Here is a 16,079-nt window from a genome sequence, read left to right as displayed (position 1 = left end):
GTAAAGACCGGGCACATCCAGACCGGCGGCAGCACCATCACCATGCAGGTGGCCAAGAACTTCTTCCTGACCAGCGAACGCAGCTTCTCGCGCAAGACCAACGAAATTCTGCTGGCCCTGCAGATCGAGCGCGAACTGACCAAGGACGAGATCCTTGAGCTGTATGTGAACAAGATCTACCTGGGCAACCGCGCCTACGGCATCGATGCCGCCGCGCAGGTGTACTACGGCAAGTCGATCCGCGACGTGAGCCTGGCGCAGATGGCGATGATCGCCGGCCTGCCCAAGGCACCGTCGCGTTTCAACCCGCTGGCCAACCCGGCGCGCGCCAAGGAGCGCCGCGACTGGATCCTCGGCCGCATGTACAAGCTGGGCAAGATCGACCAGGCCAGCTACCAGGCCGCACTGGCCGAACCGCTGAACGCCAGTTACCACGTGCCGACCCCGGAAGTGAACGCGCCTTACATTGCAGAAATGGCCCGCGCCGAAATGGTCGGCCGCTACGGCAGCGAGGCCTACACCGAAGGCTTCCGCGTCACCACCACAGTGCCCAGCGACATGCAGGAAATGGCTAACAAGGCCATCCTCGGCGGCCTCTCCGACTACGATGAGCGCCACGGCTATCGCGGCCCCGAAGCACGCTTCCCGGGCCGCACCCTGGCAGCCTGGCTGCAGGAACTGGGCAAGCAGCGCACCCTTGGCGGCCTGGAGCCGGCCATCGTCACCCAGGTAGAAAAAACCGGCCTCCGGGTTTTGACCCGTGACGGCCAGGAAGCCGAGGTCGCCTGGGACACCATGAAATGGGCGCGCCCGTTCATCAATACCAACTCCATGGGCCGCGCACCGCAGTCGCCGGCTGACGTGGCTCAGGTCGGTGACCTGGTGCGCCTGCAACGCCTTGAGGATGGCAAGCTCAAGTTCAGCCAGGTGCCAGGTGCACAAAGCGCCCTGGTTACCCTGGACCCTTACAATGGCGCCATCCGGGCACTGGTGGGCGGCTTCTCGTTCGAGCAAAGCAACTACAACCGTGCCATGCAGGCCAAGCGCCAGCCAGGTTCGAGTTTCAAGCCATTCATCTACAGCGCGGCCCTGGACAGCGGCTACACCGCGTCCAGCCTGGTCAACGATGCGCCGATCGTGTTCGTCGACGAGTCCGTGGATAAAGTGTGGCGGCCGAAGAACGACACCAACACCTTCCTCGGCCCGATCCGCATGCGCGAAGCGCTGTACAAGTCGCGTAACCTGGTATCGATCCGCCTGCTGCAGGCCATGGGCGTTGACCGCACCATCGACTACATCGCCAAGTTCGGCTTCAACAAGCAGGACCTGCCGCGCAACCTGTCGCTGGCCCTGGGTACCGCCACCCTTACGCCGATGGAGATCGCCACCGGCTGGAGCACCTTTGCCAATGGCGGCTACAAGATCACCCCGTACCTGATCGACCGCATCGAAAGCCGCAGCGGCGAGACTCTGTTCACCGCCAACCCGCCTCGCGTACCGCAAGGCAGCGAGGACCAGGCAGGCCTGGCTGCGCCCGAACAGCCGATCAGTACTGCTGCCCTGCCAGGCGAAGCGCCCTCGGCCTTCGGCCAGGTGGCGCCTGCACCGCAGGTGCCGGCCATCGCCGAACAGATCATCGACGGGCGCACCACCTACATTCTCACCAGCATGCTGCAGGACGTGATCAAGCGTGGTACCGGCCGCCGGGCGCTTGCCCTTGGCCGCACCGATCTGGCGGGCAAGACCGGTACCACCAACGAGTCGAAGGACGCCTGGTTCTCCGGTTACAACGCCGATTACGTGACAACCGTGTGGGTCGGTTTCGACCAGCCAGAAACCCTCGGCCGCCGCGAATACGGTGGCACCGCAGCGCTGCCGATCTGGATGAGCTTCATGGGTGCGGCGCTCAAGGACAAGCCTGCGCATGCGCCGGCAGAGCCGGAAGGCATCCTCAGCCTGCGCGTCGATCCGGTCAGCGGCCGCGCCGCCTCGCCGGGCACACCGAACGCCTACTTCGAGCTGTTCAAGGCCGAAGATTCACCGCCGTCGGTGGATGAACTGGGCAATGGTTCGGTACCGGGTAGCCCGCTGCCAGCGGATGAAGCGGCGCCGATGGATCTGTTCTAAGGCTGGATGCTGGCTAGGTGCCCGACTCTGGTTTTGCGTGGGCGCGTAAATCGAGCGCTGCGCGGGCGGCGCTCGATCTCACAGGCGCCAAAAATGCTGTGGCAAGCACCTGTTAGCCCTGACACATTCCCACCGCCCACAAAAAAGCCCCGACTCACAAGAGCCGGGGCTTCTTTATGACAGCTACAACGGCAATCAGCCGTTGAACACCTCATCCACGCTGGTCAGCGGGTAGTGCTTCGGATACGGCAGGGTAGCCACACCGGATTCGATGGCGGCCTTGGCCACGGCGTCGGAAACGACGGTGATCAGGCGAGCGTCCAGCGGCTTCGGAATGATGTACTCACGGCCGAATTCCAGGCCGTCGACGCCGTAGGCTTCACAGACTTCTTTCGGCACCGGCAGCTTGGCCAGGTCTTTCAGGGCGATGGCGGCAGCGATCTTCATTTCTTCGTTGATGCGCTTGGCGCGAACGTCCAGGGCACCACGGAAGATGAACGGGAAGCCCAGTACGTTGTTGACCTGGTTCGGGTAGTCGGAACGACCGGTAGCCATGATCACGTCGTTGCGCGTGGCGTGGGCCAGCTCTGGCGAGATTTCCGGGTCCGGGTTCGAGCAGGCGAACACGATCGGGTTGGCAGCCATCGACTTCAGGCCTTCCGGGCTCAGCAGGTTCGGGCCGGACAGGCCTACGAACACGTCGGCGCCGTTGAGCGCGTCAGCCAGGGTACGCTTGTCGGTAGCGTGGGCGAACTGTGCCTTGTACTGGTTCAGGTCATCACGGCCAGCGTGGATCACGCCGCTGCGGTCGATCATGTAGATGTTTTCGACCTTGGCGCCCATGCTCACCAGCAGCTTCATGCAGGAGATGGCGGCAGCGCCGGCACCCAGGCAAACGATCTTCGCTTCTTCGAGCTTCTTGCCGGCGATTTCCAGGGCGTTGATCATGCCGGCCGCAGTGACGATGGCGGTGCCGTGCTGGTCATCGTGGAAGACCGGGATATCGCATTGTTCAATCAGCGTGCGCTCGATTTCAAAGCACTCAGGTGCCTTGATGTCTTCGAGGTTGATGCCACCGAAGGTGATCGAAATGCGGCGTACGGTGTCGATGAAGGCTTGCGGGCTTTCCGATTCGACTTCGATGTCGAACACATCGATACCTGCAAAACGCTTGAACAGAACACCCTTGCCTTCCATGACCGGCTTGGAAGCCAGTGGGCCGAGGTCGCCCAGACCGAGGATGGCGGTGCCATCGGAAATCACCGCAACCAGGTTGCCTTTGCCGGTGTATTTGTAAGCCAGCTCTGGATCACGGCCGATTTCACGCACAGGCTCTGCAACACCTGGGCTGTAGGCCAGGGCGAGGTCACGGGCGGTGGCGGTGGGCTTGGAAAGCTCGACGCTCAGTTTCCCCGGACGAGGTTGAGCGTGGTATTCGAGAGCGGCGGTTTTCAGGTCTGACATGGTGGGCATTCCGCTATTTACTGTTCTGACGGACCGCCGAGGATACGCAAAGAGCCGGGGAGTCACAAGACTGGTCGGTCACTTGTGTCAAGGCCTTTAGGCTACGACTTTACGCTATAACCCACGGGGGCATACGGCTCACAGTGTGTACAATCTCATAGCGAAATGTCTACATCTTTCAGCCTGAAGTTCGCTCCAACATGCTCGGATCGGTCAATGGCAACACCCAGCGCCGCTGCCCGGGCTTGAGGCCGCCCTTGCGGGAACGATCCAGCACCCAACCGCGCGCTTCGACCTGGCGTCCCTTGAGGTTATCGAAGAAGCTGGCGGGGAAGTTGCGCTGCAGACGAGCGGGAACCTGCAACACCACGCTATTGCCCAGGGTCAGCCAGACGCCGCCGCGATTGCGCTCGATGCCTTCGATACGGCCACCGATCAGGGCGAAACCTGATTGTCTGACATCACTCGCACGTACCACCGGCGAACGCCGCCACATCCCGGCCCCGGCCTTGCGCGCTGCCTGCTCGGCAAGCTGCAGGCAGCAGCTGAGGCGCACATTCGGCGCCACCGCCACGCGGTAGCCCAAGCCCTCGCTGAGCAACTGTGCTTGCAGATTGTCGCCATTGCGGCCGTAGATATGTGCCAGCGTGCGGCCGTATCTGTCTTTGCCTTCAGCACCCCGCACCAGCCCGACACGCCCGTCACTGGCCTTGACCAAGGCCTGGAGGCGACGCTTGGCAGCCTCGGCATAGGGTTCGCTGCTGCGCCCGTTACGGCCGAGTTCCGGGGCATTGATGCCGATCAGCCGGACGCTGCGGCCATCGACCAGGCGCACGGTATCGCCATCCACCACCTGGCGCACCGCCACCTGCTGCGGCCGCTCCGGCAGCGGGCAGAAGGCCAGGGCCGGGACATGCCAGATGACGCCCATAAAAAAAGCGCCCACAAGGGGCGCCTTTTTTTGCAGCAATGCGAAACCCGAGGGGTTCGCCATGCGCATGATTACTTCTTGGTACCGAACATACCGAAGCGATCGGCGAACTTCTGTACGCGACCACCGGTGTCCAGGACTTTCTGCTTACCGGTATAGAACGGGTGGCACAGGTTGCAAACGTCGATCGACAGGGTGCTGCCCAGGGTCGAACGGCTTTCGAACTTGTTGCCGCAGCTGCAGGTGACTGCAACTACTTCGTAGTTCGGGTGGATACCTTCTTTCATGGTCACTTCCTCAAGCTGCGTGCCGCCACCCAACACCAATTGTTGAATACCGCACGTAATTAGGCGGCAAATAATACCAGAGCACAGCGCCAGCGCAAGTTGTCGCTTGCACCGACCGTCGTCTGCTAGGCTCGCCAGTCCTGTAATACCCTCCGAGACTTTTCGCGTGTCCGACGTCATCCTGCGCCTTGCCCTGCCCTCCCCGTTGCGCCGCCTGTTCGACTACAAGGCGCCGGCGAGCATGGCGCGCCAGGCCCTGACCCCGGGCATGCGCATCCGCGTGCCATTCGGCCGCCGCGAAATGATCGGTGTGCTGGTGGAGGTCTGCGCACAAAGCGAAGTACCTGCCGACAAGCTGAAGCCAGCCAGCGCCCTGCTCGACCCGGTGTCGCCGATCCCACCGGCATTGTTCAAGCTTTGCCTGTGGACCGCCCAGTACTACCAGCACAGCCTGGGCGACACGCTGAGCTGGGCCTTGCCGACGTTGCTGCGCCAGGGCGAAGCCGCCGAGATGCGCCAGGAACGCTTCTGGCACATAGCACCCGGTGCCCGCCTGGAAGACCCGCGCATTGCCCGTGCGCCGCGCCAGCGCGATGCCCTGAAAACCCTGGGCCAACACCCGCATGGCGTGGCCCACAGCCTGCTGGCCAAGCTCAACCTGAACAAGGACAGCCTCGACCTGCTGCTGGCCAAGGAGCTGGTGCAGATAGAGGTCCGCCGCCACTTGCCAGCGCTACGCCATGAACACTGGCTGGCCCAGCCCGAGCTGCCGCTCAACGAAGAGCAGCAAGACGCCTTCGAGGCCGTGCGCGAAGGCTTCGGCGGCTTTGGCGCATTTCTGCTGGCCGGCGTCACCGGCAGCGGCAAGACCGAGGTGTACCTGCAACTGATCCGCGAAACCCTGGAAGCCGGCAAGCAGGCGCTGGTGCTGATCCCCGAAATCAACCTCGGCCCGCAGACCCTGGCGCGTTTCGAGCAGCGTTTCAATGCCCGCATCGCCCTGGTGCATTCAGCGGTGAGCGACCGCGAGCGCCTTGACGCCTGGCTGGCCGCACGGGACGGCGAGGCAGACATCATCATCGGCACCCGCTCGGCCCTGTTCACGCCAATGAAGAACCCTGGCCTGATCATCATCGACGAAGAGCACGACGGCTCCTATAAACAGCAGGAGGGCTTGCGCTACCACGCCCGCGACCTGGCGCTGGTACGCGCTCACCAGGAAAACATCCCGATTCTGCTCGGCTCCGCCACGCCGTCCCTGGAAACCCTGCACAACGCCCTTACTGGCCGCTACCGCCTGCTGCGCATGAACCAGCGCGCAGGCGGCGCCCGCCCGCCGCGCATGCTGCGCCTGGATGTGAAGAGCCTGCCACTGGACAGCGGCATCAGCGGCCCGCTGCAGCAGGCAATCCGTCAGACACTGGAAGCCGGCCAGCAGGTACTGGTGTTCCTCAACCGCCGCGGTTTTGCCCCCACCTTGCTGTGCCACGATTGCGGCTGGTTGTCCGAATGCCCGCGCTGCGACGCGCGCATGACCGTGCACCAGCGCTCTGCGGTGCTGCGCTGCCACCACTGCGGTTACGACGAACGCCTGCCGCACCAGTGCCCGAAATGCAACCACGTTGACCTGCGCCCGGTCGGCGCTGGCACCGAGCGGGCCGAGGAACGCCTGAAGGTGCTGTTCCCGGACTACCCGATCCTGCGGGTGGACCGCGACAGCACCTCGCGCAAGGACGCCATGCACAACCTGTTCAGCACCATCCAGCGCGGCCAGCCAAGCATCCTGGTTGGCACCCAGATGCTTGCCAAGGGCCACCACTTTCCGCGGGTAACCCTGGTGGCCATCCTCGATGCCGATGGCGGGCTGTTCTCAGGCGATTTTCGCGCCAGCGAACGCATGGCGCAGCTGATCGTGCAGGTGGCCGGACGTGCCGGGCGTGCCGAAGAGCCCGGCAAGGTCATCATCCAGACCCACCTGTCCGACCATCCGCTGCTGGTACAACTTACCGAACAAGGCTATTTCGCCTTTGCCGAGCAGGCCCTGGACGAACGCCGGGCAGCAGGGCTGCCGCCCTACTCCCACCTGGCTTTGCTACGCGCCGAAGCGCACAAGCCGGGGCAAGCCGAAGGCTTCCTCGACGAGGCTTGCGCCGCTGCCGAACGCCTGGTGGCCGAACAGCGCCTGCCGGGCGTCGAGCTGCTGGGGCCGGTGCCCGCCCCCATGGAACGGCGCGCCGGGCGCTTCCGCGCGCAACTATTGATACAGGCCAACACCCGGGCGCCTTTGCATCGACTGATCAGCGCGTGGTTGTTAGTGTTGGAGCAGTTGCCGAGCGGGCGGCAGGTACGTTGGTCGCTGGATGTCGACCCGGTCGACCTCTACTGAGCTTGCGGCTTGCAGCTCAAAGGTTGGCAACCCGCTCCCAGCCACGGATAATGCCCAGTTTTTCCACCTGCGCATCCAGGCGCTCACCGCGCTTGCGGTCGAAAAGAGATCCCCATGAAAGACACCATTCGCCAGCTGATCCAGCAAGCCCTCACCCAACTCGTCAACGACGGTGTGCTGCCTGACGGGCTGTCGCCGGCGATCCAGGTGGAAAACGCCCGGGACAAGACCCACGGCGATTTCGCCAGCAACATCGCCATGATGCTGGCCAAGCCGGCCGGCATGAAGCCACGCGACCTCGCCGAAAAACTGATCAACGCACTGCCGGCCAGCGCCGACATCAGCAAGGTGGAAATCGCCGGCCCCGGCTTCCTGAACTTCTTCCAGAACACCGACGCCCTGGCCAGCCGCCTGGATGCCGCCCTGGCCGATGCCCACCTGGGCGCGCGCAAGGCCGGCCCTGTGCAAAAGGTGGTGATCGACATGTCGGCACCCAACCTGGCCAAGGAAATGCACGTTGGCCACCTGCGCTCGACCATCATCGGTGACAGTGTGGCGCGGGTGCTCGAGTTTCTCGGCGACAACGTGATCCGCCAGAACCACGTGGGCGACTGGGGTACCCAGTTCGGCATGCTGATGGCCTACCTGCAGGAAAACCCGATCACCAGCGACGAGCTGTCGGACCTGGAAAACTTCTACCGCGCCGCCAAGAAGCGCTTCGACGAGTCCGAAGAGTTCGCCACCCGCGCGCGCGGCCTGGTGGTCAAGCTGCAAGCCGGCGACCCGGAGTGCCTGGCCCTGTGGACGCGTTTCAAGGACATCTCGCTGTCGCACTGCCAGAAGACCTACGAGCTGCTCAACGTCAAACTGACCATGGCCGACGTGATGGGCGAAAGCGCCTACAACGACGACCTGGCCAATGTGATTGCCGACCTCAAGGCCAAAGGCCTGCTGGTCGAGGACCAAGGCGCCCAGTGCGTGTTCCTCGACGAGTTCAAGAACAGCGAAGGCGAGCCCCTGCCGGTGATCGTGCAGAAGGCCGACGGCGGCTACCTGTACGCCACCACCGACCTGGCAGCCGTACGCTACCGCAGCAACGTGCTCAAGGCTGACCGCGCCCTGTACTTCGTCGACCAGCGCCAGGCCCTGCACTTCAACCAGGTGTTCGAAGTGGCGCGCCGCGCAGGCTTTGTCGGCCACCCGATGCAGATGGAGCACATGGGCTTCGGCACCATGAACGGCGCCGACGGCCGCCCGTTCAAGACCCGTGACGGCGGCACCGTGAAGCTGATCGACCTGCTCACCGAGGCCAAGGAGCGCGCCTACGCGCTGGTCAAGGAAAAGAACCCGAGCCTGGCCGACGAAGACCTGCGCCACATCGGCGAAGTGGTGGGCATCGGCGCAGTGAAATACGCCGACCTGTCCAAGCACCGCACCAGCGACTACAGCTTCAACTTCGAGCTGATGCTCAACTTCGAAGGCAACACCGCCCCTTACCTGCTGTACGCCTACACCCGCGTAGCCGGTGTGTTCCGCAAGCTGGGCAAGGGCTTTGACGAAGTCGACGGCAGCATCGTGCTGCAGGCCCCGCACGAGCAGGACCTGGCCGCGCGCCTGGCGCAGTTCGGCGAGGTCCTGAACAGCGTCGCCGAAAAAGGCACCCCGCACGTCCTGTGCAGCTACCTGTACGACCTGGCCGGGCTGTTCTCCAGCTTCTACGAGAACTGCCCGATCCTCGCCGCCGAAACCCCGCAGCAGCAGCAGAGCCGCCTGCGCCTGGCGGCCCTGACTGGCCGCACCCTCAAACAAGGTCTGGAACTGCTCGGCCTGGAAACCCTGGAGCGCATGTAAGTTGGCTGCCAAGAAAAAACCTGCCCCAAAACGCGGCGCCAGCCGCCAGACGGCGCCGGCCAAACAGCCCATCCCAGGCTGGGTATGGCTGGCGGTCGGCCTGACCGTAGGCGCGTTCATCGTATTCCTGATGAAGCTCGAGCCCGGTGGCGACGACATCAAGCGCGCCAAGCCCGAGCAGCAGAAGCCGGAGAAAGTGGCCGAAGCCAGCAAGCCAGGGCAGGCCACCCCGCAACAGCCGGTGAAGCCGAAGTACGACTTCTATACCCTGCTGCCGGAGTCCGAGGTAATCGTACCGCCCGAGGCGGTGCCCGAGAAAACGCCACCCGTGCCAGCCCAGCCGGTAACCCCGGTGACACAGGCAGAAGCGGCGAAGATCGACACTGCAAGGGCGCAGGCGGCACTGCTGGGCCAAACCCCGCCACCGGCACCACCGGTGATCAAGCCGGCGGCGACTACCCAGTTCTTCCTGCAGGCCGGCTCGTTCCGCAAACAGGCGGACGCCGACAAAGTGCGCGCGCAGATCATCCTGCTTGGGCAGTCGGTGAAGGTGGAGTCGGGCACGGTCAAGGATGAAACCTGGTACCGCGTGCTTGTCGGGCCGTTCAGCAACCGTGAACAGCTGACCGGCGCGCAGAAACAGCTGGCCGGAGCAGGCTTCAGCAACCTCTTGCTGCAACAGCGCCAGACCCGCCAGTAACCTGCACACAGGGGGCGCTTTGCGCCCCCTGTCACGTCATGAAGCCCTCATCCCCGCCCGGCGTTCCTTTCGGAAACCTGGCTGTTCAGCGTCCAGAAGTCATACAGCACGCCCACCAGGAACAGGCCGCCGGTGAAGAAGTAGATGATCGCGGTCACCCACTTCCCCAGATACAGCCGGTGCAGGCCAAAAATCCCGAGGAAGGTCAGCAGGATCCAGGCGATGTTGTAGTCGATGCGCCCGGACTGGAACCTCAGGTCAGCCTCACGGTCCATGGACGGGATCAGGAACAGGTCGATCAGCCAGCCGATACCCAGCAGGCCGAAGGTGAAGAACCAGATGGTCCCGGTTATCGGCTTGCCGTAGTAGAAGCGATGCGAGCCGGTGAAGCCGAAAATCCACAGCAGGTAGCCAATGACCTTGCTGTGCGTGTCGTGAAAGGGCGCCCCCTGTTGATAACTGTTCATTCATAGCCCCTTTGGGTTATCTGAAAATTTTCTAAGAAAAAATGTGACTTTTTGATCGCAGGCCGACGTATGGCAGCCGTTGAATCGACCAACGGATCAAAGATTGATCAAAAAGCTGTTATAAAGTTGCGCGCCCAACACATAACTATTCATAAGAGCTTCATCTATGCCGCCTTTACTCAAGACATGGCTGACCCTCTGCCTATTATTGCCCCTGGCAGCCCACGCCACCAATCGTGAGCAACGTCTTCCCAATGGTTTCACCGGCTACACCACCAATGCCTCGGTGAAACACGCACCGGTCAAGCAGACCGCGCTGCGCGCCCGGCCTGGCAACGCCGCCAGCAGCAGCCGCAGCATGCCGGTCGCCGCCATGTCGCCGAAGCAGAGCAGCGACGTGCTCAGCCGTGCGGTGAACGTACTCGGCACCCCCTACGTCTGGGGTGGCAGCAGCCCGAAAAAAGGCTTCGATTGCAGTGGCCTGGTGAAGTACGCCTTCAACGATGTCGCTGACGTCGACCTGCCGCGCACCTCCAACGCCATGGCCCAGGGCCACGGCGTCAAGGTAGCCAAAGGTGACCTGAAGCCCGGCGACCTGATTTTCTTCAACATCAAAAGCCGCCGGGTAAACCACGTTGCCATCTACCTGGGCAACGATCGCTTTATTCACGCCCCGCGGCGTGGCAAGCGGGTGAGCATCGACAACCTGAGCAAGCCTTACTGGCAGAAGCATTACGTAGTGGCCAAGCGGGTGCTGCCGAAAGAACAGCAGCAGCTGAGCCTGGCCAAGCGTTGACAGGTGCGGCCTCTTCGCGGGTAAACCCTTGAAGAGGCTGGCACAAACACTACCAGTCCCTGATCAACCCTTTCTCTTTCAGCCTCCGCAAAGCCCCCTCCATCGTCCGCATCCCCTGCGCCCCACCCGCCTGCATCACCGAACACAACTGCGCCATCCGCCCTTCCCTGACCAGGTTGCGCACCGCCGGTGTCGCCACCAGCACCTCCCGCGCGGCAACCCGCCCACCATCTGCACGCTTGACCAGCACCTGCGCCACCACCAAGCGCAACGACTCGGCCAGCATTGCCCGCACCAACGGCTTCTCCTCGGCAGCAAAGACCTCAACCAACCGGTCAATGCTGCTCATTGCTGACCGTGTGTGTACGGTCGCCAGCACCAGGTGCCCCGTCTCGGCGGCCCGCAGCGCCAGGCGAATGGTTTCCAGGTCTCGCAGCTCACCAATCATGATCACGTCCGGGTCCTGGCGCAGCGCACTGCGCAACCCCTGGGCAAAGCTGCTGCAATGGCGGCCGATCTCGCGCTGGTTGATCAGGCTACGCTGGCTGCTGTGGATAACCTCGACCGGGTCTTCCAGGGTGATGATATGCAGCGCCCGATCCCGGTTCAGCTGATCAATTACCGTCGCCAGGGTGCTGGACTTGCCGCTGCCAGTCGGCCCACCCACGAGAATCAAGCCATCACGGCATTGCGCAACAGCTTGAAACACATCAGCGAGGTCGAGCTCATCCACCGTGGCAATGCACCCCGGGATCAGGCGCCAGGTAACCCCAGCGCCGTTCAACTGGCGAAACAGGTTGAGCCGGAAGCGCCCGAGTCCGGGCAGTTCCAGCGCCAGGTCCAGTTCATCGCCTTGGCCCCACTGCCGGCTCTGGTCTTCATCCAGCACCGCGGCCATGGCGTCGATCAGCGCAGCCTGGCCCAAGGGTGGTAGCGCCATGCGCCGTAACTCGCCATCCAGGCGCAGCATCGGTATCTGGCCCGCTGCCAGGTGCAGGTCCGAAGCCCCTGCGTCCAGGGCCCGGGCCAATAGGTCGGTCACATCCATGAGACTCCCCAACGGCCTTCAAGTAGGTAGAATGCGGCAGACCCTACAGCTGCCGGCATCGATCCATGTCCACCCTAGCAGACAACCTTTCCGCGATTTCCGCCCGCATCGCCAGTGCTGCCCAGGCTGCCGGGCGTGAGCCGACCAGCGTCCAGTTGCTGGCCGTGAGCAAGACCAAGCCCGCCAGCGCCATCCGTGAGGTCCACGCCGCTGGCGTACGCGACTTCGGTGAAAACTACCTACAGGAAGCGCTGACAAAGCAGCAGGAACTCAGAGACCTACCCTTGATCTGGCACTTCATCGGCCCCATTCAGTCGAACAAGACCAAAGCCATTGCCGAGCATTTCGACTGGGTACATTCCGTGGACCGCCAGAAAATCGCCCAACGCCTGTCGGAGCAGCGCCCTGCCGGGCTGGCGCCGCTGAATATCTGCCTGCAGGTGAATGTCAGTGGCGAAGACAGCAAGTCCGGCTGCGCCCCCGCCGACCTGCCAGCCTTGGCCAAGGCGGTGGCTGCGCTGCCCAACCTGCATCTGCGCGGCCTGATGGCCATTCCCGAGCCCACCGATGACCGTGCAGCTCAGGAGCGCGCCTTCGCCAGCCTGCGCCAACTGCAGGAAGAACTTGGGCTTGGCCTGGACACCCTGTCCATGGGCATGAGCCACGACCTGGAAGCCGCCATCGCACAGGGCGCAACCTGGGTACGGATCGGCACCGCCCTGTTCGGTGCCCGCGACTACAGCAACCACGCCTGACTCCATGCTTAACTCACTCTTTTCCAAAAGGACCTGACATGAGCAAGACCCGTATAGCCTTTATCGGCGCCGGCAACATGGCCGCCAGCCTGATCGGTGGTCTGCGTGCCCAGGGCCTGGACGCCTCGCATATCCGCGCCAGCGACCCGGGCGCCGACACCCGCACCCGCATCCAGGCCGAACACGGCATTGCAACCTTCGAGGACAACGCCCAGGCCATCGACGGTGCCGACGTGATCGTGCTCGCGGTCAAGCCGCAGGTCATGAAAGCCGTGTGCCAAGCCTTGCAACCCCACCTGCAGGACGGCCAGCTGATCGTTTCCATCGCCGCAGGCATCACCTGCGCCAGCCTGCAAAGCTGGGTAGGCGCTCGCCCGGTGGTGCGCTGCATGCCCAACACCCCGGCACTGCTGCGCCAGGGTGTCAGCGGCCTGTATGCCACCGCCGAAGTGTCCGAAGCACAACGCCAACAGGCCGAACAACTGCTGTCAGCCGTCGGCACTGCCCTGTGGTTGCAGCAGGAACAGCAGCTGGACGCCGTGACCGCCGTCTCCGGCAGCGGCCCGGCGTACTTCTTCCTGTTGATCGAGGCCATGACGGCAGCGGGCGAAAAGCTGGGCCTGCCGCGCGAAACCGCGTCCCAGCTGACCTTGCAGACGGCCCTGGGCGCCGCCCGCATGGCGGTAGCCAGCGACGTCGATGCCGCCGAACTGCGCCGCCGTGTGACCTCGCCTGCCGGCACCACCGAAGCGGCGATCAAGTCGTTCCAGGCCAGCGGCTTCGAAGCCATCGTCGAGCAGGCGCTGCAGGCTGCGGCCACACGTTCCGCCGAGCTGGCCGAGCAACTGGGCAAATAAGGAGCTTTAAATGAATGCACTGTCCGGCGCCGCGATCTTCGTGGTGCAAACCCTGGTCAGCCTGTACCTGGTGATCGTTCTGCTGCGCTTCGTCCTGCAACTGGTCAAGGCCAACTTCTACAACCCCCTGTGCCAGTTCGCCGTCCGCGCCACACAGCCTCTGCTCAAGCCGATCCGCCGTGTCATCCCGAGTGTCGCCGGTCTGGACACCTCGTCGCTGCTGCTGGCGATCATCATCCAGGCCCTGTTGATGGGCTTTGTGCTGATGGTTACCTACGGCACCTTCGGCGACGTGCTGCACCTGCTGATGTGGGCGATCATCGGCATCACCTCGCTGTTCCTGAAGATTTTCTGGGTAGCGATGATCGTCATGGTGATCGTTTCGTGGGTTGCCCCCAACAGCCACAACCCCGCGGCCGAGCTGGCCTACCAGATCAGCGAGCCGGTGCTGGCGCCGTTCCGCCGCATCGTGCCCAACCTGGGTGGCATGGATATTTCGCCGATTTTCGCCTTCCTGGCTATCCAGGTGATCCAGTCGTTCGTCATGCCCCCGCTGGCTGCCTACGCCGGCATGCCACAAGAACTGTGGCGCATGATCTGAGCCTCAACTGACCTTGGTTGCCCCCGGCGCAAGCCTTCGCTTGCCGCTGGGGGTAGCGCTCTTTAGACTTACGCCTCCGTCAAGCGTGAGCAGGGTCGATGTCCACTGTCTTTCCCGAAGATTCCGTCGGTCTGGTAGTACCGCAAACCGCCCGGTTCGATGAACCGCTGGCCCTGGCCTGTGGCCGTTCGCTGGCCAGTTATGAACTGGTCTACGAGACCTATGGCACCCTGAACGCCAGCGCGAGCAACGCCGTGCTGATCTGCCATGCCCTGTCCGGCCACCACCATGCCGCTGGCTATCACGCCGCCACCGACCGCAAGCCGGGCTGGTGGGACAGCTGCATCGGCCCCGGCAAGCCCATCGACACCAACCGGTTCTTCGTGGTCAGCCTGAACAACCTCGGCGGCTGCAATGGCAGTACCGGCCCCAGCAGCACCAACCCTGCCACCGGCAAACCGTATGGCGCCGACTTCCCGGTACTGACCGTGGAAGACTGGGTGCACAGCCAGGTACGCCTGGGCGAGCGCCTTGGCATCCAGCAATGGGCCGCCATCGTCGGCGGCAGCCTGGGCGGCATGCAGGCGCTGCAATGGACCATCAGCTACCCCGACCGCGTGCGCCACTGCATCGACATCGCTTCGGCGCCCAAGCTGTCGGCACAGAACATCGCCTTCAACGAAGTAGCGCGCCAGGCCATTCTTACCGACCCCGAATTCCACGGTGGTTCATTCCAGGACCAGGGTGTGATCCCCAAGCGCGGGCTGATGCTGGCGCGCATGGTCGGCCATATCACCTACCTGTCCGACGACTCGATGGGTGAAAAATTCGGCCGTGAGCTGAAGAGCGACAAGCTCAACTACGACTTCCACAGCGTCGAGTTCCAGGTCGAAAGCTATCTGCGCTACCAGGGCGAGGAGTTTTCCGGGCGTTTCGACGCCAACACCTACCTGCTGATGACCAAGGCGCTGGACTACTTCGACCCGGCAGCTGCCCAGGGCGGCGACCTGGCTGCCACGCTGGCCCACGTCAAGGCGGACTACTGCATCATGTCGTTCACCACCGACTGGCGCTTCTCCCCGGCGCGCTCACGCGAGATCGTCGACGCATTGATGGCCGCACGCAAGAACGTCTGCTACCTGGAGATCGACTCGCCCTATGGGCACGATGCCTTCCTGATCCCCACACCTCGCTACATGCAGGGTTTCTCGAACTACATGAACCGCATTGCCATCTGAGGACAGCATGAGAGCCGATCTGGAAATCATCCACGACTGGATCCCCGCCGGCAGCCGGGTACTCGACCTGGGCTGCGGCAGCGGCGAACTGCTGGCCTCGCTGCGTGACCGCAAGCAGGTCACCGGCTATGGCCTGGAGATCGACGCCGACAACATTGCCGCGTGCGTGGCCAAGGGTGTCAACGTCATCGAGCAGGACCTGGACAAAGGCCTGGGCAACTTCGCCAGCAACAGTTTCGACGTGGTGATCATGACCCAGGCCCTGCAGGCCGTGGAGTACCCTGACCGCATCCTCGACGAGATGCTGCGTGTGGGCCGTCAGTGCATCATCACTTTCCCCAACTTCGGCCACTGGCGCTGCCGTTGGTACCTGGCGACCAAAGGCCGCATGCCGGTGTCGGACTTCATGCCGTATACCTGGTACAACACGCCGAACATCCACTTCTGCACATTCGCCGACTTCGAGGAACTGGTGCACGAGCGCAGGGCCAAGGTGCTCGACCGCCTGGCAGTCGACCACTTGCATCGCAACGGGTGGGTCGGCCGGCTTTGGCCTAATCTTCTAGGTGAG

At 63.5% G+C, this 16,079-nt stretch carries 15 protein-coding genes; 10 read left to right on the top strand and 5 right to left on the bottom strand.

The genetic code is table 11. The features are described from left to right. Nucleotides 1-2,127, top strand: a 2,127-nt coding sequence (locus HP546_RS13975; protein WP_172226110.1) for a penicillin-binding protein 1A, incomplete at its 5' end; no start/stop codon positions are given. 195 nt (nt 2,128-2,322) lie between these two features. On the opposite strand, the gene HP546_RS13970 is transcribed toward HP546_RS13975, so the two are convergent. The 3 genes from HP546_RS13970 to rpmE all read right to left on the bottom strand — a co-directional run bounded on the left by HP546_RS13970 (nt 2,323) and on the right by rpmE (nt 4,809). Next, nucleotides 2,323-3,591, bottom strand: a complete 1,269-nt coding sequence (locus HP546_RS13970; RefSeq protein ID WP_172226107.1) for a malic enzyme-like NAD(P)-binding protein — start codon at nt 3,589-3,591, stop codon at nt 2,323-2,325. 178 nt (nt 3,592-3,769) lie between these two features. Continuing rightward, entirely contained in the window at nt 3,770-4,591 is an 822-nt protein-coding gene (locus tag HP546_RS13965; protein ID WP_172226104.1) for a thermonuclease family protein, read from the bottom strand. Between the two features lie 2 nt (nt 4,592-4,593). Further along, nucleotides 4,594-4,809: a 50S ribosomal protein L31 gene (rpmE, locus tag HP546_RS13960; RefSeq protein ID WP_172226101.1), complete on the bottom strand. Its 216-nt coding sequence runs from the start codon at nt 4,807-4,809 to the stop codon at nt 4,594-4,596. A 166-nt stretch (nt 4,810-4,975) separates the two neighbouring features. Here rpmE and HP546_RS13955 point away from each other — a divergent pair, with 166 nt between their 5' ends. The 3 genes from HP546_RS13955 to HP546_RS13945 all read left to right on the top strand — a co-directional run bounded on the left by HP546_RS13955 (nt 4,976) and on the right by HP546_RS13945 (nt 9,746). Then, nucleotides 4,976-7,195 (top strand): primosomal protein N', encoded by a 2,220-nt coding sequence (locus HP546_RS13955; RefSeq protein WP_172226098.1) that lies wholly within the window; start codon nt 4,976-4,978, stop codon nt 7,193-7,195. 114 nt (nt 7,196-7,309) lie between these two features. After that, nucleotides 7,310-9,046: an arginine--tRNA ligase gene (gene argS, locus HP546_RS13950; RefSeq protein ID WP_172226095.1), complete on the top strand. Its 1,737-nt coding sequence runs from the start codon at nt 7,310-7,312 to the stop codon at nt 9,044-9,046. Between the two features lies 1 nt (nt 9,047). Continuing rightward, complete coding sequence (locus HP546_RS13945) at nt 9,048-9,746, top strand: SPOR domain-containing protein (RefSeq protein WP_172226092.1); 699 nt, start codon at nt 9,048-9,050, stop codon at nt 9,744-9,746. 47 nt (nt 9,747-9,793) lie between these two features. On the opposite strand, the gene HP546_RS13940 is transcribed toward HP546_RS13945, so the two are convergent. Beyond that, a complete protein-coding gene (locus HP546_RS13940; RefSeq protein ID WP_172226042.1) occupies nt 9,794-10,213 on the bottom strand; it encodes a TM2 domain-containing protein in 420 nt (139 codons plus the stop codon). Nucleotides 10,214-10,379: 166 nt separating this feature from the next. Here HP546_RS13940 and HP546_RS13935 point away from each other — a divergent pair, with 166 nt between their 5' ends. Then, a complete protein-coding gene (locus tag HP546_RS13935; RefSeq protein WP_172226039.1) occupies nt 10,380-11,009 on the top strand; it encodes a C40 family peptidase in 630 nt (209 codons plus the stop codon). A gap of 49 nt (nt 11,010-11,058) precedes the next feature. Here HP546_RS13935 and HP546_RS13930 read toward each other — a convergent pair whose 3' ends face one another. Then, nucleotides 11,059-12,057: a type IV pilus twitching motility protein PilT gene (locus HP546_RS13930; protein ID WP_172226036.1), complete on the bottom strand. Its 999-nt coding sequence runs from the start codon at nt 12,055-12,057 to the stop codon at nt 11,059-11,061. Between the two features lie 65 nt (nt 12,058-12,122). On the opposite strand from HP546_RS13930, the gene HP546_RS13925 reads away from it, so the two are divergent. From HP546_RS13925 to metW, 5 genes are all read left to right on the top strand, one after another. Next, nucleotides 12,123-12,812 (top strand): YggS family pyridoxal phosphate-dependent enzyme, encoded by a 690-nt coding sequence (locus HP546_RS13925; protein ID WP_172226033.1) that lies wholly within the window; start codon nt 12,123-12,125, stop codon nt 12,810-12,812. A 38-nt stretch (nt 12,813-12,850) separates the two neighbouring features. After that, nucleotides 12,851-13,669, top strand: a complete 819-nt coding sequence (gene proC, locus HP546_RS13920) for a pyrroline-5-carboxylate reductase (protein ID WP_172226030.1) — start codon at nt 12,851-12,853, stop codon at nt 13,667-13,669. A gap of 10 nt (nt 13,670-13,679) precedes the next feature. Continuing rightward, nucleotides 13,680-14,270 carry a YggT family protein gene (locus HP546_RS13915; protein WP_172226027.1) on the top strand — a complete coding sequence of 197 codons (591 nt, stop codon included), beginning with the start codon at nt 13,680-13,682 and terminating at the stop codon, nt 14,268-14,270. A 98-nt stretch (nt 14,271-14,368) separates the two neighbouring features. After that, entirely contained in the window at nt 14,369-15,508 is a 1,140-nt protein-coding gene (locus HP546_RS13910) for a homoserine O-acetyltransferase (protein WP_172226024.1), read from the top strand. A 7-nt stretch (nt 15,509-15,515) separates the two neighbouring features. Then, nucleotides 15,516-16,079, top strand: a 564-nt coding sequence (metW, locus tag HP546_RS13905; RefSeq protein WP_172226021.1) for a methionine biosynthesis protein MetW, incomplete at its 3' end; no start/stop codon positions are given.

Origin of the sequence: Pseudomonas sp. CM25, assembly GCF_013179705.1 — a bacterium.
Lineage (GTDB): Bacteria > Pseudomonadota > Gammaproteobacteria > Pseudomonadales > Pseudomonadaceae > Aquipseudomonas.
This window is presented reverse-complemented; position numbering and strand designations above follow the sequence as displayed.